General features: G+C 70.0%; 17 protein-coding genes. 7 read left to right on the top strand and 10 right to left on the bottom strand.

Features of this window, described 5'->3' with window-relative positions; all coding sequences use genetic code 11:
* Positions 1-152 precede the first annotated feature (152 nt).
* Genes ACI2L1_RS28030 through ACI2L1_RS28040 form a run of 3 tightly spaced genes read left to right on the top strand, consistent with a single transcriptional unit; the run spans position 153 to position 3,468 of the window.
* Entirely contained in the window at positions 153-1,694 is a 1,542-nt protein-coding gene (locus tag ACI2L1_RS28030) for a circularly permuted type 2 ATP-grasp protein (protein WP_404742144.1), read from the top strand.
* Positions 1,691-2,629, top strand: coding sequence for an alpha-E domain-containing protein (locus tag ACI2L1_RS28035; protein ID WP_404742145.1), 939 nt, complete (start codon positions 1,691-1,693; stop codon positions 2,627-2,629). Before ACI2L1_RS28030 ends, ACI2L1_RS28035 begins: the two co-directional genes overlap by 4 nt.
* Entirely contained in the window at positions 2,626-3,468 is an 843-nt protein-coding gene (locus ACI2L1_RS28040; RefSeq protein ID WP_404742146.1) for a transglutaminase domain-containing protein, read from the top strand. Before ACI2L1_RS28035 ends, ACI2L1_RS28040 begins: the two co-directional genes overlap by 4 nt.
* A gap of 46 nt (positions 3,469-3,514) precedes the next feature.
* Here the strand turns inward: ACI2L1_RS28040 and ACI2L1_RS28045 are convergent, their stop codons facing one another.
* Positions 3,515-4,618, bottom strand: coding sequence for a sugar ABC transporter substrate-binding protein (locus ACI2L1_RS28045; protein WP_404742165.1), 1,104 nt, complete (start codon positions 4,616-4,618; stop codon positions 3,515-3,517).
* 240 nt (positions 4,619-4,858) lie between these two features.
* Here ACI2L1_RS28045 and ACI2L1_RS28050 point away from each other — a divergent pair, with 240 nt between their 5' ends.
* Entirely contained in the window at positions 4,859-6,514 is a 1,656-nt protein-coding gene (locus ACI2L1_RS28050; RefSeq protein WP_404742147.1) for a PA14 domain-containing protein, read from the top strand.
* A 69-nt stretch (positions 6,515-6,583) separates the two neighbouring features.
* Here ACI2L1_RS28050 and ACI2L1_RS28055 read toward each other — a convergent pair whose 3' ends face one another.
* From ACI2L1_RS28055 to ACI2L1_RS28075, 5 genes are all read right to left on the bottom strand, one after another.
* Entirely contained in the window at positions 6,584-7,030 is a 447-nt protein-coding gene (locus ACI2L1_RS28055) for a heat shock protein transcriptional repressor HspR (protein ID WP_404742148.1), read from the bottom strand.
* Positions 7,031-7,036: 6 nt separating this feature from the next.
* On the bottom strand, positions 7,037-8,221 hold the full coding sequence (dnaJ, locus tag ACI2L1_RS28060; protein WP_404742149.1) for a molecular chaperone DnaJ: 1,185 nt from the start codon (positions 8,219-8,221) through the stop codon (positions 7,037-7,039).
* A gap of 36 nt (positions 8,222-8,257) precedes the next feature.
* Positions 8,258-8,899 carry a nucleotide exchange factor GrpE gene (gene grpE / locus ACI2L1_RS28065; protein ID WP_404742150.1) on the bottom strand — a complete coding sequence of 214 codons (642 nt, stop codon included), beginning with the start codon at positions 8,897-8,899 and terminating at the stop codon, positions 8,258-8,260.
* Positions 8,896-10,740, bottom strand: coding sequence for a molecular chaperone DnaK (gene dnaK / locus ACI2L1_RS28070; RefSeq protein WP_404742151.1), 1,845 nt, complete (start codon positions 10,738-10,740; stop codon positions 8,896-8,898). Before dnaK ends, grpE begins: the two co-directional genes overlap by 4 nt.
* A gap of 94 nt (positions 10,741-10,834) precedes the next feature.
* Entirely contained in the window at positions 10,835-11,854 is a 1,020-nt protein-coding gene (locus tag ACI2L1_RS28075; RefSeq protein WP_404742152.1) for an MraY family glycosyltransferase, read from the bottom strand.
* 196 nt (positions 11,855-12,050) lie between these two features.
* On the opposite strand from ACI2L1_RS28075, the gene ACI2L1_RS28080 reads away from it, so the two are divergent.
* Entirely contained in the window at positions 12,051-14,333 is a 2,283-nt protein-coding gene (locus ACI2L1_RS28080) for a (Fe-S)-binding protein (protein WP_404742153.1), read from the top strand.
* Between the two features lie 66 nt (positions 14,334-14,399).
* Here ACI2L1_RS28080 and ACI2L1_RS28085 read toward each other — a convergent pair whose 3' ends face one another.
* Together ACI2L1_RS28085 and ACI2L1_RS28090 are read right to left on the bottom strand one after the other, a co-directional pair.
* Positions 14,400-14,576, bottom strand: coding sequence for a hypothetical protein (locus ACI2L1_RS28085; RefSeq protein WP_404742154.1), 177 nt, complete (start codon positions 14,574-14,576; stop codon positions 14,400-14,402).
* 2 nt (positions 14,577-14,578) lie between these two features.
* A complete protein-coding gene (locus tag ACI2L1_RS28090; protein WP_404742155.1) occupies positions 14,579-15,538 on the bottom strand; it encodes a hypothetical protein in 960 nt (319 codons plus the stop codon).
* A gap of 110 nt (positions 15,539-15,648) precedes the next feature.
* On the opposite strand from ACI2L1_RS28090, the gene ACI2L1_RS28095 reads away from it, so the two are divergent.
* Positions 15,649-16,965: an FG-GAP repeat domain-containing protein gene (locus ACI2L1_RS28095; RefSeq protein ID WP_404742156.1), complete on the top strand. Its 1,317-nt coding sequence runs from the start codon at positions 15,649-15,651 to the stop codon at positions 16,963-16,965.
* A 35-nt stretch (positions 16,966-17,000) separates the two neighbouring features.
* Positions 17,001-17,990, top strand: coding sequence for a YIP1 family protein (locus ACI2L1_RS28100; protein ID WP_404742157.1), 990 nt, complete (start codon positions 17,001-17,003; stop codon positions 17,988-17,990).
* Positions 17,991-18,059: 69 nt separating this feature from the next.
* Here the strand turns inward: ACI2L1_RS28100 and ACI2L1_RS28105 are convergent, their stop codons facing one another.
* Both ACI2L1_RS28105 and ACI2L1_RS28110 read right to left on the bottom strand, forming a co-directional pair.
* On the bottom strand, positions 18,060-18,536 hold the full coding sequence (locus ACI2L1_RS28105) for a hypothetical protein (protein WP_404742158.1): 477 nt from the start codon (positions 18,534-18,536) through the stop codon (positions 18,060-18,062).
* Positions 18,533-22,477: a polymorphic toxin-type HINT domain-containing protein gene (locus tag ACI2L1_RS28110; protein ID WP_404742159.1), complete on the bottom strand. Its 3,945-nt coding sequence runs from the start codon at positions 22,475-22,477 to the stop codon at positions 18,533-18,535. The genes ACI2L1_RS28105 and ACI2L1_RS28110 overlap by 4 nt, the downstream gene beginning before the upstream one ends.
* Positions 22,478-23,140 lie beyond the last annotated feature (663 nt).

Here is a 23,140-nt window from a genome sequence, read left to right on the forward strand (position 1 = left end):
ACCACTACATACGGGCCTCCCCACACCCGGTTGCAACAAGCTGCGGCCCCGCTCGGCCGGGAACGACCCACGCGGAACAACCCGCTCCGCGTGTCAACTCCCGGAAATCCCGCAGTGATCAGTCTGTTACGTGCCGCACTTAACGTCGGGCCATGGCGGACATATTTGACGCATACGCGTTGGCCGAGGCGTGGGACGAGATGTTCGAGCGGCCGGGTGAGGTCAGGACCGCCTATGAGCCGGTGCTGGCCGCACTCCAGCCGATCGAACCGAGTGAACTGAGGTTCCGGGCCGACCAGATGGCCCGGGCGTTCACCGACAGAGGCGTGACCTACGCCTTCGCGGGCGAGGAACGCCCCTGGCCGCTGGACCTCGTGCCCAGGATCCTCGACGCCCTCGAATGGGATCTCGTCCAACGCGGGGTGAGCCAGAGAGTCAGGGCCCTTGAGGCCTACCTCGCCGACGCCTACGGACCCGCCTGTGCCTTCGAGGACGGGGTCGTGCCCTGGCGGCTGCTCCTGAACTCCCCGCACTTCCACCGCGCCGCCCACGGGATCGAGCCGGTGGGCGGTGTACGCATCCATGTCGCCGGTATCGACCTCGTGCGGGACGAACAGGGCGACTTCCGGGTCCTGGAGGACAACGTCCGGGTGCCCAGCGGAGTGTCGTACGTCATCGAGAACCGGCGTGCGATGACCCGCGTGTTCCCGTCCCTCTTCGCCGAACAGCATGTGCTCCCCGTCGACGGTTACGCGCAGAAGCTGCTCGCCGCCCTGCGTGCCGCCGCCCCCGACGGTGCCCAGGACCCCCGGGTCGTCGTCCTGACCCCCGGGCCCAACAACGCCGCCTACTTCGAACACGCCCTGCTCGCCCGGCTGATGGGTGTGCAGCTGGTCGAGGGCCACGACCTGGTGTGCCGCAACCACCGGGTGTGGATGCGGACCACCCGCGGTGAGGTCCCCGTCCATGTCGTATACCGGCGCCTGGACGACGACTTCCTCGATCCGCTGCACTTCCGGCCCGACTCGGTGATCGGCTGCCCGGGCATCCTCGGCGCGGCCATGGCGGGTCATGTCACCCTCGCCAACGCGGTCGGCAACGGCATCGCGGACGACAAGCTGCTCTACACCTACGTCCCGGACCTGATCCGCTACTACCTCTCCGAGGAACCGATTCTCCCCAACGTGGAGTCGTTCCGCCCGGACGAACCGGGGCAGCTGGAAGCCGTCCTCGACCAGATCGACCAGCTCGTCGTGAAGCCCGTCGACGGGGCCGGCGGCCAGGGCATCGTCATCGGCCCGAAGTCCGACCGCGCGACCCTGGAGAAGACCCGCGAGGCCGTCCGCAAGGACCCCCGCGGCTTCATCGCCCAGCGCCCCGTCGCCCTGTCCACCTCCCCCACCCTCGCGGGCGAGCGCATGGCACCCCGCCACATCGACCTGCGCCCCTTCGCCGTCAACGACGGCGACGACATCTGGGTCCTGCCCGGCGGGCTGACCCGGGTCGCCCTCCAGGAGGGCAACCTGATCGTCAACTCCAGCCAGGGCGGCGGCTCCAAGGACACCTGGGTGCTCGCCGAGGGCCCCGCCGAACCGCCCACACCCGCGAACGGGGCCGCCCTCCTGGACATCGCCCCACGTCAGCACGGTCCCGACGGCACCCCCACCGTCGTACAGGAAGGGGCACAGCAGTGAACGACGTGATCCTCTCCCGGATAGCCGAGGCACTGATCTGGACCGGCCGGTACGTCGAACGGGCGGACAACACCGGCCGGATCCTCGACGCCTACCTCCACCGGATGCTGGAGGACCCGTGGCGCGACGAGGACGTGGCCTGCCGGTCGCTGTACGCGATCCTCGGCGTCGACGCGGGCGGCACCCGGGTCGACATGCAGCAGGTTCTCGATCAGCTCGCCTTCGACGCCCGCTCGACCTGCTCCATCGAGGGAGCGCTCGGCGCCGCCCGGCTGAACGCGCGAAGTGCCCGCGAGGCCGTCTCCTCCGAGATGTGGGAGTGCCTCAACTCCACCTGGCACGCGCTCGCCGACCAGCGCCTGGCGGCGCGCCGTACGGGTCCCTACGCCTATCTGGAACTCGTACGGCGGCGCGCGGCCCTCTTCTTCGGGCTCGCCGACTCCACCATGAGCCGCGACGACAGCTGGCGTTTCGTCGTCCTCGGCCGGAGCCTGGAGCGGGTGGACATGACCGTACGGCTGCTGTCGGTCCGGGTGCTCGACGCGGCCCACGCGCCCGACTGGCCGACCCTGCTGAGCGCTTCGGGCGCCGACGAGGCGTACGCGCGCGTGTACGGCGGCTTCGGCGACACCCCGCGCGTGGCCGAATTCCTGCTCCTGGACCGGGACTTCCCACGCTCCGCGCTGCACGCCCTGACCACGGCGGAGGACTGCCTGACCGCGCTCGGCCGCCCCCGCCAGGACCCCGCGCGCCGCCCGATCGGCCGGATGCGCACCCGCCTCGAATACCTCGACCTGCCCGCCCTGGAGGATCAGCTCCCCGTTCTGCTCAGGGACTTGCAGACGGCCTGCATGGCCTCCGCGGAGGCGGTGGCGGAGCGGTTCTTCCCGTACCAGGGGCCCGTCGAGTGGGCCCAGGAAGGAGCCGGACGATGACCCGCCGCCTCCGGATCAAGCACGTCACCAAGGTCGCGTACGCCCAGCCCGCGGCCTCGTCCCACAACGAGGTCCGGATGACCCCGCTGACCCTGCCGGCCCAGACCACCCTGGACGCCCGGGTCACCGTCAACCCGACGACGCCGACCTGGTCGTACTGGGACTACTGGGGCACCCAGGTCACCGGCTTCGACCTGATGGACCCGCACGGCCATCTCACCATCACGGCCTCCAGTCTGGTCGAGACGACCCCGCAGGAGCCGCTGCCGACCGCGCCCACCTGGGCGGAGGTGGCCGAACGCGTCGCGCACTCCCGTCTGTTGGAGTTCGCGAGCCCGACGGGCCGTACGACGGTCCCGCCCAGGCTGGCCAAGAAGGCCCGCAAGGCGGCGGCCGGGCTCGACCCGCACGGGACGGCGGTCGCGGTGTCGGCCCTGGTCGCCGACCGGGTGTCGTACCTCCCCGGCGCGACCAGCGTGAACACCTCCCCGGCGGAGGCCTGGGAGCAGGGTGCGGGGGTCTGCCAGGACATCACCCACCTCACCATCGCCATGCTGCGGGGCGTCGGCCTCCCGGCCCGCTACGTCTCCGGCTACCTCCACCCGGAACGCGAGGCCGAACTCCACCGGCCCGTCGCCGGGCAGAGCCACGCCTGGATCGAGTACTGGGCGGGCGACTGGTGCGGCTACGACCCCACCAACCGGGTCCGCGCCGACGAGACCCACGTGGTGGTGGCCCGCGGCCGTGACTACGACGACGTGACCCCGCACAAGGGGATCTACCGGGGCGTCCCGGGAGGGCCGCCGGAGGTGACGGTGGAGTTCACGCGGGTGGCGTGAACGGCGGGGAGCGGTCGCCGGGGCGGGGTCGGCGGGGCGGGGTCGGCTACTTCAGGCCCGCCGCCTCGCAGGCGCTCTTGTACTCCGAGGTGCAGATGTCCTTGACGGTGTAGATGCCGTCCTTGACGACCGTGCTCTCGATGTTGTCCTTCGTCAGGGCGACGACCTGGACGAGCTGGGCCGGAATGTCCTTGTTCGTGGGGCTGTCGACGCTGTCCGTGGCGAGGGCGTCGAACTGGATGCCCTTGCCCTGGATCTTCGTCACGGCCATCTCCGCGGCGGCCTCCGCCTCGCCCGGGTACGGCTTGTAGACGCTCATGTACTGCTCGCCCGAGACGATCCGCTGCACCGCGGACAGCTCCGCGTCCTGACCGGTGATCGGCGGGATCTTCGTCATGCCCGCGTCCTCCATCGCCTGGATGGCGGCGCCGGCCATGGCGTCGTTGGCGGAGTACACGGCCTTGATGTTGTCCTTGCCGATCGCGCTGATCGCCTCGGCCATGTCCTTCTGGGCGATCTCCGGCTTCCAGCCGTCGACGTCGTACGTCCCGGCGATCGTCACCTTGCCGTTGAGCTCGGACATCGCGCCCGCCTTGAACTGTCCGGCGTTCGGGTCGGACGGCGAGCCGTTGATCATGACGATCTTGTCGGAGGTGTCGATGCCGGAGCCGATCGCCTCGACGAGGGAGCGGCCCTGGACCTCGCCGACGAGTTCGTTGTCGAAGGAGACGTACGCGTCGATCGGGCCCTCGGCGAGCCGGTCGTAGGCGATGACCGGGATGCCGGCGTCCTTGGCCTTCGTCACCATGCCGGCGACGGCGTGCGAGTCCACCGCGTCCAGCAGGATGACGTCGACCTTCTCATCGATCATCTGCTGCATCTGCGCGGCCTGCTTCTTGGCGCTGGCCTCGCCGTTGGCGTAGATGGTCTTGCCCTGCTTCTTGGTGAGCTCGGCGACCTTCTTCTGGATGATCGGGTAGTCGAACTCCTCGTAACGGGTGTTCGTCTTCTCCGGCATCAGCACACCCACGGTGATGTCGTTGCCCTTGGCCGGGCTCGCCTCGCTCCCGCTCGCGGCGCCGAGCGCCCCGCAGCCGGCCAGCGAGAGGGTCATCGTGGACGTGACCACGGCTATGGCGATACGACGCATGGGGCTGCTCACTTCTGGTGCCTTCCGGACGTGGGCGCGGCATTGCGGCCCATGTGACTGAAAAGCCAACGCGGCGGCGGCCATCGGCGTCAAGCGGAATAGCTTAACGAGTGCGCAACGCCACTCTCCGCAGATGGCGTGAAGACTTCGCGCGAACATCTGTACAACCAACTTCACACCTCGTGAGTCGTGATCACAGCAGCCTCACAACTGCTGTTCCACATCCGACCAGAGGATCGAATGAAGTCAGCCAGACGCACGACCGCCGCGGCCGCCACCGCCGTCGTGCTCGCCACCGCCGGCACCCTGCTCACCGTGACGACGGCCCCCGCCTCCGCGGCCGTGTCGTGCACCTCCCCCGTGTTCAAGCGCCAGTTCTTCTCGAACACGAGCCTGTCCGGCACGCCGAAGAAGACCGACTGCGACAACGCGGTCGACCAGAGCTGGAGCGGCGCCCCCGCTTCCGGTCTGCCGAAGGACAACTTCGGCGTCCGGTGGACCGTGACCCGCGACTTCGGTTCCGGCGGACCGTTCGCGCTGAGCGCCACCGGCCTGGACGGCATGCGGGTGTACGTCGACGGTGTGCGCAGGATCGACCTGTGGAAGAACGTCTCGACGACGGTGAAGAAGACCGCCAACGTGACGATCCCGTCCGGCAAGCACACCCTCCGCATCGACTACGCCAACTGGACCGGCGCCGCCAAGGTCAAGGTCACGTACACGCCCCGCACCTCCGCCGACGTCGACAAGGTCAAGCCGCTCGTCCCGACCGGGACTTCGGTCTCGTACGACCAGGCGACCGGCAAGGCCAAGGTCACCTGGGCGAAGAACAAGGAGATGGATCTCGCGGGCTACCGGGTCTACCGGCGCCTGAAGGGAACCTCCTTCGGCAGCCAGCCGCTCACGACGACCACCTCGACCTCGCACACCGACAGCACCCTGCCGGTGACCGGCGACACGTACTACTACGAGGTCCGCGGCTACGACAGGGCGGGCAACGAGTCGGGCGGCACCGCCGACCAGGCGGTGACCACGGTCGACCGCACGAGGCCGGCGGCGGCCACCGGTCCGACCGCGCTGGGCACCACGGCGGGCAACTCCCTTACGTGGCAGGCGTCCTCGTCGAAGGACGTCGACCACTACGAGGTGTGGGGCGCTCCCGTGGGACAGGACGACCCCGACGGGCCCCACCCGGTCTGGGGGACCTCCTGGGCGGACGTGACGGCGGACGCCGGGACTGCGTACGTGTACAAGGTGCAGGCCGTGGACACGGCCGGGAACTTCGCCCCGGTCTCCGACCCGGTCATGGTCACCCGCCCCGTAGCGTCGGACATCGCCGCCCCGGCGGGCGTCGAGGGCACGCCCTCCGACGCGTCCACCAAGGTGACGTGGACGGCGGCCGGCGACACCGGCCACCGCGTCTACCGCCGCACCGCCGCCAACGGCGCCTGGAGCCTCCTGGGCACCGCGTCCGGCACGTCGTACGAGGACACCTCCGCCCCCAAGGGCAAGGCCTACTACTACGTGGCCGCCATCGACGCCCAGGGCGCCGACTCGGTGCCCTCCGCCGAGATCACCGTCGACCGGCTCACCCCGGCCACCGCGACCGGCCCGGCCGCGCCGAAGCTGACCCTGGTCACCAACGGGGTGCCCGCGCGCTCGCCCATCCAGGTCACGGCCGCGCCCGGCACCGGTGACGAGGCGCGGGTCCTGAAGGGTTACTCCTGGGAGATCTCGGGCGCCTGCGGCGACAGCGGCACCCAGTTCTCCACCACCGGCACACTCACCTGGACGGCCCCCTGGAACGGCCCCTGCCTCGCCGAGGTGTACGCCGTGGACGCCTACGGCCGCCAGGGCACCCAGAGCGCCTCGGTGGAGTTCTTCAGCGGCCGCTGACGGCACACCGGTCACCGCATGGGAAAGGGGCCCGGAGAGATCTCCGGGCCCCTTTCCCATGCGTGCCGTCTAGTCCTTGGCCTTCTTGGGCCGCCACACCACCAGCGCGCTGGTCTGCTGCACCTCCTGGTACGGCACCAGGTCGCGGCGGTACGACGCGTGCACCGCCGCCTCGCGCTGCCGCATGGCCGCGGCGGCACCCTCGACGGCGGCCTGGAGCTCCGCCACCCGGGACTGCAGCGCCACGACCTGGTTCTCCAGTTCGATGATGCGCTTGATACCGGCGAGGTTGATGCCCTCGTCCTGCGACAACGCCTGCACCTGGCGGAGCAGTTCGATGTCGCGGGCCGAGTAACGGCGGCCGCGGCCCGCGGTGCGGTCCGGGGAGACCAGGCCCAGACGGTCGTACTGACGGAGGGTCTGCGGGTGCAGGCCGGAGAGCTGGGCCGCCACCGAGATGACGTAGACCGGGGTCTCCTCGGTCAGTTCATACGGGTTGCGCCGACGACCGTCCATCTCGAATCATGCTCCCTTCGCGGCCTGGAACAGCTCCGCCCGCGGATCCTCACCCGCGGTCGCCTCGCGATACGCCTCCAGCGCGTCACGAGCCTTCCCCGACAGCTCGGTCGGGACACTCACCTCGACGGTGACCAGCAGATCGCCCCGGGTGCCGTCCTTGCGGACCGCTCCCTTGCCCCGCGCCCGCATGGTGCGGCCGTTGGGCGTGCCCGGGGGCAGTTTCAGCGTGACCGAAGGGCCGTTCAGCGTCGGCACCTTGACCTCGCCGCCGAGCGCCGCCTCCGAGAAGGTCACCGGGACCGTCACCGTGAGGTTGTCGCCCTTGCGGCCGAAGACGGGGTGCGTGTCCACGTGCACGGTGACGTACAGGTCGCCCGCGGGGCCGCCGCGTTCACCGGGCGCCCCCTTCCCGCGCAGCCGGATCCGCTGGCTGTCCGACACCCCCGCCGGGATGCGGACCTGCATGGTCCGGGAGGACTTGGCCCGCCCGGAGCCCTTGCAGATCTCGCAGGGGTTCTCCGCGATCAGGCCGCGGCCCTTGCAGTCCGGGCAGGGGTCCGTGAGGGAGAACCCTCCGCCGGAGCCCCGCGCCACCTGGCCGGTGCCGACACAGGTCGGGCACACTCGCGGGTTGCCGTTGGCGTCACCGGTGCCCGAACAGGCCTTGCAGGGGGCCTGCGAGGACATCCTGAGCGGGACCGTCGCGCCCTCGATCGCCTCGGTGAAGCTGAGGGTGACCTCGGTGTCGATGTCCTGCCCGCGCCGCGGCTGCACCCGCGTGGTGCCGGAGCTGCCGCGGTTGAACAGGCCTCCGAAGACGTCTCCGAGTCCGCCGCCGAAGCCACCGGCTCCCTGCTGACCCCCGCCCTGGGCACCGCCTCCGAAGAGGTCGCCCAGGTCGAAGTTGAAGGAGCCGCCCGCACCGCCGGGCCCCGGACGGAAGCCGCCGTTGCCGAAGAGCGTGCGCGCTTCGTCGTACTCCTTGCGCTTCTTGGGGTCACCGAGGATGTCGTTCGCCTCGGAGATCTCCTTGAAGCGCTCCTCGGCCTTGACGTTGCCCTTGTTGGCGTCCGGGTGGAACTCGCGGGCGAGCTTCCGGTACGCCTTCTTGATCTCGGCCTCGGTGGCGTCCTTGGGGACGCCGAGGACCTTGTAGTAGTCCTTCTCGATGAAGTCCTTGGTGCTCATCCCCGACGTCCCTCCTTCCGGTCTGTCTCTACGACGTCAGCCCTCCTCAGGGCCGTTGTCCTTGTCGTCGTCGGCCTCGGACTCGTCCTTGACCGTCTGCGCGCCCGGCTGCGGTTCGGCCACCGCCACCCGCGCGGGGCGGATGGTGCGCTCGCCGATGCGATACCCCGGCTGGAGAATCGCCACGCACGTCGTCTCGGTGACGTCGGGCGCGTAACTGTGCATCAGGGCCTCGTGGATCGTCGGGTCGAAGGGCTCGCCCTCCTTGCCGAACTGCTGCAGGCCCATCTTGGCCGCGACGGTCTCCAGGGACTCCGCGACGGACTTGAAGCCGCCGAGAAGTTCACCGTGTTCCCGGGCGCGGCCGATGTCGTCGAGCGTGGGCATGAGCTCGGTCAGGAGGTTCGCGATGGCGATCTCCTTGACCGCGACCCGGTCCCGCTCGACCCGGCGGCGGTAGTTCTGGAACTCGGCCTGGAGCCGCTGGAGGTCCGCGGTGCGCTCTTCGAGCGCCTTGCGCACCTGGTCCAGCTGGGCCGTCAGGCCGGCGATCTGGGCACTAGCGTCCCCGGCCGGGGCCGCCCCTTCCTGGGGGGCGGCCTTCGGCTCGGCGTCGTCGGGGGTGGCGCCGGAGGGGACGTCGGGCTTCTCGTCGAAGCCCGGGGTCTCCTCCGTCACGCGGCACCGTCCTTGCGCTCGTCGTCCACGATCTCGGCGTCCACCACGTCGTCGTCCGCCTTGGGCGCCTCGGCATCCGGGGCGTCGCCGCCCGCGGCCTGCGCGGACTGGGCGTCGGCGTACATCGCCTGGCCGACCTTCTGGGAGACGGCGGCGACCTTCTCGGTGGCGGTGCGGATCTCGGCGGTGTCCTCGCCCTTGAGCGCGGCCTTCAGCTCCTCGACGGCGGCCTCGACCTCGGTCTTGACCTCGCCGGGGACCTTGTCCTCGTTGTCCTTGAGGAACTTCTCCGTCTGGTAGACGAGCTGCTCGCCCTGGTTGCGGGTCTCGGCGGCCTCGCGGCGACGGTGGTCCTCGTCCGCGTACTGCTCGGCCTCCTGGCGCATCCGGTCGACCTCGTCCTTCGGCAGCGAGGAGCCACCGGTGACGGTCATCTTCTGCTCCTTGCCCGTGCCCAGGTCCTTGGCGGTCACGTGCATGATGCCGTTGGCGTCGATGTCGAAGGACACCTCGATCTGCGGGACACCGCGCGGGGCCGGCGGCAGACCGGTCAGCTCGAACATCCCGAGCTTCTTGTTGTACGCCGCGATCTCGCGCTCGCCCTGGTAGACCTGGATCTGCACGGACGGCTGGTTGTCCTCGGCGGTGGTGAAGATCTCGGACCGCTTGGTCGGGATCGTGGTGTTCCGCTCGATCAGCTTGGTCATGATGCCGCCCTTGGTCTCGATACCGAGGGACAGCGGGGTCACGTCGAGGAGCAGGACGTCCTTGACCTCACCCTTGAGGACACCGGCCTGGAGGGACGCGCCGATGGCGACGACCTCGTCCGGGTTGACGCCCTTGTTGGCGTCCTTGCCGCCGGTGAGCTCCTTGACGAGCTCGGCGACGGCGGGCATACGGGTGGAGCCACCGACGAGGACGACGTGGTCGATCTCGTTGATGGAGACGCCGGCGTCCTTCATGACGTTGAAGAACGGGGTCTTGCAGCGCTCCAGGAGGTCCGCGGTCAGCTGCTGGAACTGAGCCCGGGTGAGCTTCTCGTCCAGGTGCAGCGGGCCCTCGGCGGAGGCGGTGATGTAGGGCAGGTTGATCGAGGTCTCGGTGGAGGAGGACAGCTCGATCTTGGCCTTCTCGGCGGCCTCACGCAGACGCTGCAGCGCCATCTTGTCCTTGGCGAGGTCCACGCCGTGACCGGACTTGAACTGCTGCACCAGGTAGTCGACGACCCGCTGGTCCCAGTCGTCACCACCGAGGTGGTTGTCGCCGTTGGTGGCCTTCACCTCGACGACGCCGTCGCCGATCTCCAGCAGGGACACGTCGAAGGTGCCGCCACCGAGGTCGAAGACGAGGATCGTCTGGTCGTCCTTGTCGAGGCCGTACGCGAGCGCGGCCGCGGTGGGCTCGTTGACGATGCGCAGGACGTTCAGGCCCGCGATCTCGCCGGCCTCCTTCGTCGCCTGGCGCTCGGAGTCGTTGAAGTACGCCGGGACGGTGATGACCGCGTCGGTCACCTTCTCGCCCAGGTAGGACTCGGCGTCCCGCTTCAGCTTCTGCAGGATGAAGGCGGACATCTGCTGCGGGTTGAAGGGCTTCCCGTCCAGCTCCGTCTTCCAGTCGGTGCCCATGTGGCGCTTCACGGACCTGATGGTCCGGTCCACATTGGTGACCGCCTGACGCTTGGCGACCTCGCCGACCAGAACTTCGCCGTTCTTCGCGAAGGCGACGACGGACGGCGTGGTCCTGGCACCCTCGGCGTTGGTGATGACGGTGGGCTCGCCGCCCTCCAGAACGCTGACGACGGAGTTAGTCGTGCCCAGGTCGATGCCGACCGCACGTGCCATGGTGATTTCCTCCAGCTGACTTGAGTGGAACGGACTCAAGTGTGCACGACGCCCGCGACTCGGTCAACAGACCTGAGTCGCATGGGCTCAACTCTTATCCGTTCCTTACACGCAACTGGGATGTGACCTGCGGAGATGCGACCCGCTGCGGCTGCTGCGGCTTGAGACGAAGCAGTCCGAGTACGACGATCAGGGCGCCGCCGCCCACCCAGAGCACCCCGGTTCCGGCGATCCATCCGAGGTGCACGAGGACCCCGACGAGTACCCCGCCGAAGGCTCCGAGACCGAGGAGGACGATCACCCCCTGAGCGGTGAGCCCGAGCCGCCGCAGCCGGTGGGCGAGATGGTCGGGGGCGGCACGCAGCAGCGGCCGCCCGGACAGGCGCCGGGCGAGGACGACGAGGGCGACGTCGGCGGCCACGACCGCCGTCAGCGCGAACAACACCCCCGCGCCGGAGCCGAGTTCCTGCCCCGCGCGGGTCGTCACGGCCGCCGACGCCGGCACGAAGCCGGTGAACAGCGCTCCGCACGCGCCGAGTCCCACGCGCGCGGGATGCCAGTTGTGCATCAGGAACCCGGTCAGCGCGGCGGCCAGCACGCTCAGCAGCACGGCGAGCCCGTCCATCACCTCGGCCACCGCACAGGCCCCCGCTCCGAAGGCGGTGACGACCCCGACGGTCCCGGCGAGCCCGTCGGCGTGGTCCAGCGACTTGAACCCGAGGGTGACGAACACGATCCACCCGGCCGCGAGCAGCCCCGCGGGCACGCCCGTCTCCTGGTACGGCACCACACAGGCCGCCGCCACGGCCGTACCGCCGACGAGGAACCGCGCCTTGACCCGCCGTACGTCGGCGACGAACCCGAGGAGGGCGACGGCACCCCCCGCGACGAGCAGCCTCCCGACGTCCGGGCCCAGGGGTGTGACCTCCCGCCAGTCCCCCACGACCGCCACGAGACAGGTGGCGGCCACCACGGCCACGCCGCCGGACAGCGGCACGGGCCGCCGCGATCGCCGGTCGACGATTCCGAGGCGCAGGGCGGGCAGCCGCAGCAGGGCGGCGAGCACGGCGGCGAGGAGCAGGGCGGAGGTGGCGGCGAGGATCCCGTAGAGCACAAGCCCAAATTAGCGCTGTATGCACCAATTCAGCGTGAATAACACGATCGGGTCTTAAGGTAACCCTCAGCGATTCAGATCACCCCGCACCCGGCTACAGTGCGGCGGAGGATGGGGGTAGTCTCAGACGGACTGCATAAGTTACCGCTTAGTAATCTCGCTGAAAGAACCCCTCGCAGGCCCGAGGAGCCCCGAAATGCAACTCGCCGCGATCATCGTGTCGCTGGTTCTGATCGTGGTCGGCGTGGCCCTGTTCGCCCGCGCTATCCTTCAGATCTACAACTTCATGCGGCTCGGTCAGAGCGTGCCCGCGGGCACCCGCACCGACGAGCCCGTCCAGCGCACCGTCACCGTGGCCAGGGAGTTCCTCGGCCATACCCGGATGAACCGCTGGGGCATCGTCGGCATCGCGCACTGGTTCGTGGCGGTGGGTTTCTTCTCGCTGCTGCTGACGATCGTCAACGCCGTCGGCCAGCTGTTCCAGGCCGACTGGCTGCTGCCGGTCATCGGCGAGTGGGCGCCGTACAACGTGTTCGTCGAGTTCATCGGCACGATGACCGTGCTCGGCATCCTGACGCTGATCGTGATTCGGCAGCTGAGCAGGCCGGGCAAGCCGGGCCGCAAGTCCCGGTTCGCCGGCTCCAACTTCGGCCAGGCGTACTTCGTCGAGGCCGTCATCCTCATCGTCGGCGTCTGCATCTTCATGCTGCACGCCCTTGAGGGCGCCCAGCACCACGTGGACGGCTACGAGGCCTCCTTCTTCATCTCGTACCCGGTGATCTCGTGGCTGGAGGGCCTGGACGTCTCCACGCTCCAGAACCTCACCTACTTCTTCGCCGGCCTGAAGATCGCGACCTCCTTCATCTGGATGATCACGGTCGCCCTGAAGACCGACATGGGCGTGGCCTGGCACCGCTTCCTCGCCTTCCCGAACATCTGGTTCAAGCGGAACGCGGACGGCGGCACCTCGCTGGGCGCACTGCTCCCGATGACCTCCGGCGGCAAGCCGATCGACTTCACCGACCCCGGTGACGACGACGTCTTCGGCGTCTCCCAGGTCGAGCAGTTCTCCTGGAAGGGCCTGCTGGACTTCTCCACCTGCACCGAGTGCGGTCGCTGCCAGTCGCAGTGCCCGGCCTGGAACACCGGCAAGCCCCTCTCCCCCAAGCTGCTGATCATGTCGCTGCGGGACAACGCGCACGCCAAGGCGCCGTACCTGCTGGCGGGTGGCGGCAAGTCGATGGAGGGCGAGGAGAAGGCGTCTCCCGAGGCCCTCAAGGATGTACCCGCCGCCGCTCTCGCCGAGGCCGAGCGCCCGCTGATCGGCACTCTTGAGGACAACGGCGTCATCGACCCGGACGTCCTGTGGTCCTGCACCACCTGCGGCGCCTGCGTCGAGCAGTGCCCGGTGGACATCGAGCACGTCGACCACATCGTCGACATGCGCCGCTACCAGGTGATGATCGAGTCCGCGTTCCCGTCCGAGGCGGGCACGATGCTCAAGAACCTGGAGAAGAAGGGCAACCCCTGGGGCCTGGCCAAGAAGCAGCGCCTGGAGTGGCTCAAGGAAGTCGAGTTCGAGGTCCCGGTCGTCGGCCAGGACATCGAGGACCTCACCGAGGTCGAGTACCTGTACTGGGTCGGCTGCGCGGGCGCCCTTGAGGACCGCGCCAAGAAAACCACCAAGGCCTTCGCCGAGCTGCTGCACATCGCGGGCGTCAAGTTCGCGATCATGGGCGGCGACGAGAAGTGCACCGGTGACTCCGCCCGCCGTCTCGGCAACGAGCCCCTGTTCCAGGAGCTCGGCATGGAGAACGTCATGGCGCTGAACATGGCGTTCGGCGAGGAGCTGGACGACGACGGCAAGGTGGTCCCGGAGTCCGCCAAGCCCAGGTCCGCGAAGAAGATCGTCGCGACCTGCCCGCACTGCCTCAACACGATCGGCAACGAGTACCCGCAGCTCGGCGGCGACTACGAGGTCATCCACCACACCCAGCTGCTCCAACACCTGGTGGACGAGGGCAAGTTGATCCCGGTGACGCCCGTCGAGGGCATCATCACCTACCACGACCCGTGCTATCTGGGCCGCCACAACAAGATCTACACGCCGCCGCGCGAGATCATCGCGAACGTCCCCGGTCTCCGTAACGAGGAGATGCACCGCCACAAGGAGCGCGGCTTCTGCTGTGGCGCCGGTGGTGCCCGGATGTGGATGGAGGAGCGGATCGGCAAGCGCATCAACAACGAACGGGTTGATGAAGCACTGTCGTTGAACCCCGACATCGTCTCCACGGCCTGCCCGTTCTGCCTGGTCATGCTCACGGACTCCGTGAACGGCAAGAAGAACGAAGGCAAGGCCAAGGAGTCCATCCAGGTGGTCGACGTGGCCCAGCTGCTCCTGGAGTCGGTCAGGACGCCGGTCGCCCCGGAGGACGCGGCGGAGACGGAGAGCGAGCCGGAGCAGGCGCCGGTGAAGTAGCGCTCACGGAACGGCTGTTCGGCGCCCCCAGGTCCTACCGGTCCCGGGGGCGCCGTCGTCGTACCGTCAGCTCTCCCCGATGCTCCGCCCCGCCACGACCATCAGCACGGCGTAGACCGGCTGGAGCCGAGCCGACCAGGCAGGTCGCTGGAGCTCGCGCGGGTCTGCCGTGAAGGTGAGGACCAGACAGCACGGCTGTTCGGCGCCCCAGGTCCACCGGGCCCGGGGGCGCCGTCGTCCCACCGTCAGCTCTCCCCGATGCTCCGCCCCGCCGTGAACATGTGCGTCAGCACCAGGAGGACGAAGCCGCCCACCCCGGTCAGCCCCTCCGCCACGCTCGCCGAGCCGCCCAGCAGCAGCGGACGCCAGCCGGTGAGGACCGCGGCGATCAGCACGGCGTGGACCGTCTGGAGCGGCGCGGACCAGGCCAGTCGCTGAAGGGCCCGAGGGCCTGCCGTGAAGGTGAGGATCAGGGCGAAGACTCCGCCGACGACCATCACGAGGACGAAGGCGATCAGCGCGTCCCGGCCGTTCGCCCCGGCCGGGAACGCCTCCCAGCGCCCCGTGGCGAGCGTCCGCAGGCTCTCGCGCTCATGCACGTACCCGCCGAGCTCCGGCTCCGACCGCGCCCACAGCACCTCCACCTCGGCACCCTCGCGCGGCCTTTCGTGGGTGTACGCGCGCGTGGCCAGCCGCGCGGGGCCGTCGGGCACGGCGACCACGAGGCGGGACGTGTATCCCCGTACGACGTCCTCGCTCAGGTCCTCGCGGACGGCCCGCGGAGTCTCCACCACGGTCGCCACGCTCACCTCGGCGCCCGCGTCCCGCAGTTCGGCGATCCGCTCGTTCACCGTGGAGGCCGTCATGAGCCCGACGAAGAGCGCACCGGCCGCGAAGGTCACCAGCAGCCACACGGCACCGGCGCGGGCCCGGATCCAGCCCACCGAGTCGAACGAGAACCCCAGCGCCTCGTCGAGGGAGCGACGGCCCTTCTCCAGGTCCACACGACCGGACCCGCGCCGCATCCCCCACAGCGCCCCGGCCCGCACCACGGCGCACCCCGCCGCGACCGCTCCCCACCCCAGCGGTCCGGTCCACGGCCGCGGCGTGGACGCCACCCCCAGCAGCCACCAGCACGCCACCGCGGCGGCGACCCATCCCACCAGCCCGCTCAGCCGGACCGTCCACACCAGCACGAACCGCACGCCCCCGCCTCTCCCCCGTCGGCGACGCACACAGGGCTGTCGCCACATCTCGAACAAGTGCATCATTGCCGGGGTCGTTGTCAATGATGCTGACGAGGTGAACGGTGCGCGTGCGAAGAGACGTGAGGGGTACGGCACCCCACGGCGGCCCCCTGATCGCCGCCGTCACCGCCGCCCTCACCACCACCCTCCTCCTGACCGCCTGTGGCCCCACCCAGCACACCGAGTCCGCCGACCGCACCCCCGTCCCGATCGCCGGGGCTTCCGCCCAACTCCCCGTCCCCGAAGGCAAGGGCAGCAAGACCCCCGACGACTTCAACGGCGACGGCCATCGCGACCTCGTCCTGGGCGACCTGGTCAAGGCGCAGGCCCACGCCGACGACCCCGGCATCGGCATCGTCTACGGCGGCGAGCACGGACTCGTGCCGGGGGCCCGGCAGTTGATCGCCCCTCAGAGACAGGGTGCGGCCACCAAGGGCCAACTCCCCGCCGTCTTCGACGCGGAGGCCACCTGCGACCTCGACGGCGACGGCTTCACGGACCTCGTCGTCTCCACCGACCCGCCCTACGACGGCCAGGGCCGCCCCCCGGTCCCGCTCCAGATCCTCTTCGGCTCCCCGACCGGCCTGACCGGCAAGGCCGTTCACCTCACGGTCCCTTCCACTGCCCGCGTCGGCAACGACTGGCCCGACCAGCCGGTGTGCGGCGACTTCGACGGCGACAACGCCCAGGACCTGGTCCTGCACGCGACCGGCGGCAAACTCACCTATCTGCGCGGCCCGTTCACCAGGAAGGGCGCCCCGAAGAAGGCCGCCGACCCGGTCCGGTCACCGGGCGAGGTCCCCACGGGCCCGGCCGCCGACGTGAACCGCGACGGCTACGACGACCTGGTCGTCCGTGCGGCCCAGGGCACCGGCCCCTCCGCGGTCGTCCTCGGCGGCCCGTCGGGGCCGACCCGCACCGGGACCGCCCTGCCGGCCGGAATCGACGTGGCCCTCGGCTCCTTCGGCCGCGGCAAGGCCCTGGACGCGGCGGTCGGCGCCATGGGGGAAACGTCTCTGCGCTACGACCTCCCCACCGCCGTACGCGGAACCCTGGACGCGGCGGGCTCGGTCCTGGACGCCGCCGACTTCGACGGCGACGGCCTCTTTGAACTGGTCTCAAGCGGCTCACGACTTCGGGTCTTCCAGGGCCGTACGACAGGCCTGTCAGCGAAGGCGACGGTGACCGTCGAGCCGCCCGCCACCGGCACCACGCGTGTCGTCGCGGTCGGCGACTACGACGGCGACGGCCGGGCGGACCTGGCCGTACGGACGTACCGGAGCGAGACGAAGGACACCGTGGCGGTGTACCCGGGCGCGAAGAAGGGCTTGGTCGCGGCGGAGCCGTCGGTGACGTTCTCCACGTCGGCGTTCCTGACCGCCTGAGGCCCCTAGGTACTTGCTGAATCTCCCCTTAGGGGATGTCACAGCTCGGCCGCAAAGCCGTCCCCGAAACGTCGGCCCCCGCACACCACTCTCCGGGACCAGGTACGTTCGAAGGCGTGGCTGGATTCAGGATCGGACGCGGCCGGGACAACGGCGCTCCTCACACGCGACCGCAACAACCTCCGTACGGGCAGCAGGCGCCCCAGGGACAGCCGTACGGCTATCCCCCCGCGCCGCAGCCCCACCCGGGCCGGCAGGCGCCGTACGGCACCGCGGGCGGCCAGGGCCAGTGGACCCAGGGCGGCGGGGGCTACGACGAGCCGGAGTACTTCGGCGCGGGCGACGGCGCCCCGCACCCGCAGGGCGACCACGACCCGTACGCGGCCAACAACCCCGGCCACACCCAGGCCTTCTCGGTCGGCGAGGACCCCTACAACCAGGGCGACACCTACCGCGCCGGCTCGGCTGCGGCGGCCCCCGCGGGCCCCCGTCTGCACTGGAAGGAGCTGCTGAAGGGGATCGTCATGTCCCCCAACCAGACCTTCCTCCAGATGCGGGACTACACGATGTGGGGCCCGGCCCTGATCGTGACCTTCCTCTACGGCCTGCTCGCGGTCTTCGGCTTCGAGGGCGCCCGCGAGGACGCGATCAACGCCACCCTGTCGAACGCGGTCCCGATCGTCCTCACGACCGCCGTGGCCATGGTTCTGTCGGCCTTCGTCCTTGGCGTCGTCACCCACGCCCTGGCCCGCCAGCTCGGCGGCGACGGCGCCTGGCAGCCCACGGTCGGCCTCTCCATGCTGATCATGTCCCTGACCGACGCGCCCCGTCTGGTCGTGGCCATGTTCTTCGGCGGCGACGCGTCCTTCGTCCAGATCCTGGGCTGGGCGACCTGGGTGGCGGCCGGCGCCCTGCTCACGCTGATGGTCTCCAGGTCCCACGACCTGCCCTGGCCGAAGGCGCTCGGCGCGTCGGCGATCCAGCTGATCGCGTTGCTGTCGATCGTGAAGCTGGGCACGTTCTAGGTTTTCCCGCGGCAGGACGACAAAGGGCTCCCGGCCGAGGCCGGGAGCCCTTCGCTTCGGTGCTCGCTGCTACCCCGGGAAATCCCGGTCCAGAACCGACCGTACGCCCCTGATCTCACGCTTCCATCGATCGCTCTTCATGGTCTCGCGATCCCAGACGACCACGGGCTCACCCCCGGCCACGCAGTAGCCGTAGACCTGATCCGCGATGTCGTCCGTGAAGAGGTGGTCGAAGTGGAAGGCCCCCTCGAACATCAGCCACGCGATTCCCTCCGCGTGCGCGGACGCCTTCCGCAGGCACTCCCGGAGGCAGCCGGGGAAATCCGGCTCGTCCAGCCGGTCCTCCTCGAAGGTGAGGTCGTACTCCCGGACCACCGCCCGCCCCTGGCCGGGCTCGGCGGACATCTCGAAGAACTCGACCTCGTCCGGAGGCGTGTCGAAGACGCCGAACCCGTCGTCCGGCAGGCGGGATCCGGCCCGCCCGGCCGTGAAGAGGAGGACGACCGCGGGGCCGCTCCAGGTGATGGCCTCCTTGAGGGAGCTCACAGCAGGCCCCACTTCGCGAGGTTCTTGGCACCGGGCACCATCGCGGTGATGATCTTGCCCTGGTACGGCCCTTCCTTCGCCACCATCACCACGATCACCTTGCCGTTGACCTTCTTGGCGAATCCCCTGGCCATTGTGTCACCGGTCTTCCAGTCGAACGTCCGGTCCGGTGAGGTAAGGATCTGCGAGTAGTTCTTCTTGAAGTACTCCAGCTGAGAGGCGACGCTCCCCTTGTTGGGAATCACTCCGTCCTTGATCAGGTGCCGCATGGCGTGGCCACCGCCCTTGTTCAGGTCGGTGAAGGCGTCCTCGACCGTGTCCTCGGTGAACCCGATGGGACAACTCGCGTTGTGCACCAGGACCGGGGTCCGGCCCGCCACCACGTAGTAGGTGTGGAAGTCGGCGATCGTCAGGTTGTGGACGCGCTGCTCGGGCGTGGCCCACGTCCTGGTCCCGCTGACCTGTGCGGAGGCGCCGGTCTCGGTCCGCAGCGCGTCACCCGGCTCCAGCTGTCCCGCGTCGGTCCAGGTGCTCTCGTCTCCCGCCACCCGGAAGGGGTGGTTGTCGGTGGCGGTCACCGTGCCCTTGGACCGCCCGTCGGGACCGGTGACCGAGACGTCGACGAGATTCTTCTGTCCGGTGCTGTTGATGGTCGCCCGGACCCGCTTCGCCTCGGTACGGCCGGTCTCCGGGTCGGTGGAGACGACCTGGTCGCCGATCCTGACGTCCTCGATCTCCTCGGTCCGGCCGTCGGGCAGCAGCACCCGGGTGCCGGGCACGAAGCTGCTCTTCCCGCAGTGGATCTTCTTGAGGAACTTGAGCTTGAGAGCACTGAGCGCGAGGCCCGACAGACACGACGGCTTCTTGGTCTGGAGACACTCCTCGATCTCGTCGGCGCCGATGTACCAGGCGATCAGACGGTCGAGCGTGGTGCTGGTGATGCACCCCATGCCGCCGGCCCCGTCACCACCGCAGACCAGCATCGTCTCGCCCGGCTTCAGGTCCCCGTTCTCCAGGACGATGGACCGGTAGTCGACCAGCCGTCGCTCCAGAGCCGCGCGCAGTTCGTTGTCGCTGAGCGGCTTGCTGGTCTCCAGCTCGGCCTCTTCCTGGATCTGCTGCTTCAGCTCCGCGACCAGCAGGTCGGCCGCGGTCTTCATCGCCTCGGTGGCCGCCTTCGCGGCGGCGGCCGAGTCCGCTTCCGCGGCCAGCTTGGAAAGACCGGCCTGGTAGGCGGAGTTGTTGGCCTCCATGGAGTAGCCGTAGGCGACGGCGGCGGAGTGCTGGGCGCGTTCGGCCGAGCGGGCCGCCGACTGCGCGTCCGCCTGTGCGGCGGCGGCCGCGTCACGGGCCGTCTTCGCGGACTCGGCCGCCTCGGCGGCGGAGTCCTCGGCCTGGTCGGCGGATCTGTCGGCCTGCTCGGCGTACGTGTTCGCCTGCTCGGCGGACTCGTTTGCCTTGTTGGCCCACTCAGTGGCCTTGACGGCGTCCTTACGGGCCTGAGCGGCGACCTTCTGCGCGTCGGCGGCGTCCTTCTGCGCGAGCGCCGCCGACTTGTAGGTGGCCTGGAGCAGGATGTTGACCTCGGCGAGGTGGGCGGCTGCGTTGGCGTCCCGCTGCCGCGCCTGGTACAGACCGATCTCCAGGAAGGGACGCAGCCCGGAAGCCGGACCCGACAGCACGGCCTGGGCCGCGGCCCGCACCTCGGGGCCGCCGGCGGCGAGGGCCTCGCTGACCGCGACGCGGTCGTCGTCCTCCTGCGCCTTGTACTGCCCGGTCTCCAGAAACTCCGCCAGATCGGCCGCGGTACCGTCGAGCGCCTTGCTCGCCGCGGCCTTCACACCCGGACCGCCCTCAGCGGCGATCTTGGCGACGGCGACCCGGTCGTCGTCCTCCTTGCCCGGATAGGCACGGGTGCGCAGCCAGGCACGCACCTGGTCGATCGGCTTGTCCAGTACGTCCAGCGCGGCCTGCTGCTGCGCGGGGATCTCGGTGGTGGTGGCGATGTGGCCGACGCCGGCGCGGTCGTCCTGTTCCATCGCGAGGGCCAGCCTGACGCGGACGAACTCGGCCACGTCGTCGTCGCTGCCGGCGAGCGCGTCCCCGGCGGCGTCCTTCACCCAGGTCCCGCCGCTGCTCAGCAGGTTGACCGCGGCCTGGCGTCCCTTGGCGGCCGTGACCGACAGGTCGGTCGCCGCGGCGGCCTCCGTCAGCAACTGCTGCGTCTGCGCGCCGAGTTCCTGGATGCGGCCGATCTCCCACTGGGAGGCGGCGACCTTCTCGTCGTAGGCCTCGGCTGCCTCCTCGGCCGCCAGGACCGCCTCGTCCTGCTGCTGAGCCAGCCGCTCGGCGTCCGCCTTGCGGGCCAGCTCCACCACGGTCGAGGCCTGTTCGGCCGCCGTCATCGCTCTGTTCGCGGCCTCGGTGGCCGCGTTGGCCGCCTCGGTGGACTCCTTGGCCGCGTCCACCGCCTGACCGGCGGCGTCGGCGGCCTTGTTCGCCGCGATCGCCGCGGCCTCGGCGTGCGCGGCGGTCTCGTTGGCCGCGTCGCGCGACTGCCGGGCGGCCGTGGCGGCCTGCTTGGCATTGGCCTGCGCGGAGTCGGCCGCGCGCGTGGCCTGGTCGGCGAGCCTCTTGGCCTTGGCGGCCGCGGCGGCGGCCTCCTCGCCCTTGGCCCCCGCCTCGCCGGCCCACCGGCCCGCGTCCGCGGCGGCTGCGGCGGCGGCCGCCGCGTTCGCCCCCGCGCTGGCCGCGGCACCGGCGGCGGTGGCCGCCTGCTCGGCGGCGATACCGGCCTGGTCGGCGGCGTCGGCCGCCTTCCGCGCTCCCGCCGCGGCGGCGTTCGCCTTGTCCGCCGCCTTCCGCGCAGCCTCGGCCCGTCCCGCGTCACCGGCCGCGGCACCGGCCGCGGACCTGGCCACGGCCGCCGCGCTGCCGGCCTGGCCGGCAGCATAGGCCGCCTGCGCCGCCGCCGAGGCCGCCATCCGTGCCGTCGCGTTCGCCGCCGCCGCTGCGGAGACCGCGGTACGCGCCGCCTGTGCCGCGCGGTCGGCGGCAGCCGCCGCGCGCGACGCGGCCGCGGCCGCCCGGCCCGCCGACTCCTTGGACTCCTGCGCCTCCGCGGCCGCTTCCAGCGCCGCCGCCTTCGCGGCCTGGGTGGCCTTCGCCGCCTTGGCCGCCTCTTCCTTGGCGGTCTCGGTCAGCTCCTTGGCCCGCTTCTGCGCCGTGTCGGCGAGTTCGGCGAGCTGCGCGACGGTGATCGTCTCCTGGTCCCGCGCGGCCGCGACCGCCCACCCGTCGTCCAGGAACTGCTGTACGTCCTCGTCCGTGCCGTCCAGGGCCTGGCCCGCGAGCAGCCTCACGTTCGGGCCGCCGGTGTACAGCAGCTTGGCGACCTTGACCCGGTTGTCGTCGGCCCGCGCCTTGTACTGCCCGGTCCTCAGGAACGCGCTCACGTCGTCGGCCGTGCCGTTCAGCGCCGTGTTTCCGGCCTTCTTCACGCCCGGACCGCCGAAGGCCATGATCTGCGCCGCCTGGACGCGCTGGTCCTCCTCGTAGGCCGCGATGTAGCCGTCGTCCAGGAAGGCCTGGAGCTCCGCCTCACCGCCGCCCAGCGCGGCGTCGGCCCCGGCGCGCACACCCGGCCCGCCGATGGCCATGATCTGCGCGACCGCGACCCGCAGATCCTCCAGCTGGGCGGCCGGCAGGTCGACGTCCATGAACGTCTGGACGTCGTCCGTCGAACCCAGCAGGGCCGCCTCGGCCTCGCGCCGGACGGCCTGACCGCCGTACTCCCACTCCATGAGGACGTCGGCCCGGTCGTACTCCGGTGCCTCGTCCGCCGCGGCCGGCCCCGGATCGATGCCCAGGACCATCACCAGGGCTGTCAGCGCCGCCACCAAGCCGCGCCGTCCCGGCACGGCCCGCAATCTGACACTCAACGTGTCGCTCCCTCGTTCCGTTGACAATCAGCTCGTTTTGAATTCGACGAGAATCCCCGCACTTTAACCGCACCTTACAGTTTTCATACGCCATCCATAGCCGGGCCAAGCCCAGTCCTTGACCGTTCCTGATAAAGAAACCGCTGTTGACGTACGATACTTTGTCCCCCTTACCTGTCATTTCAGGTGGATTTTCACAACCTTTTCGTTGCCTTTTCTTGATGGAGATCGATACAACCCTTCTCGGGTGTGACCGACGTCATGACAGACCCTCACGGCTCGCCCGGTTTGGGCGAGTTCACGAAGTGGACAGGCCCGGTAACGCGAGGTTGCATAGCTGGCTCAAGCAGTTTTCCGGCAGATGACGAGGGGATGTTCATTGCCGGGAGTGGGGGACTGCATTTTGATTTCACATGCCTTCACACCCGTGCGCGAAATTCATTTCGGCCTGCCATTCCTCGCCCGGAACAAAGAGCCAGGATTGTGATGAAGGGACGTTCCTCAATGCCGTCGAGATCGCACCGCAAAAGACTCATGGGCACCGCTGTGGGGGCTCTGGCCGCCGGAGCCCTGGCCTGGACCGTCCTGCCGGGCGGTGGCCCGGCCACGCCGGTGTCGGTGGCCGACGAGGCTCCGGGTTACGCGGTGGAGGACTTCGACTAC

The organism is Streptomyces sp. NPDC019531 (assembly GCF_044903305.1).
Classification (GTDB): Bacteria; Actinomycetota; Actinomycetes; order Streptomycetales; family Streptomycetaceae; genus Streptomyces.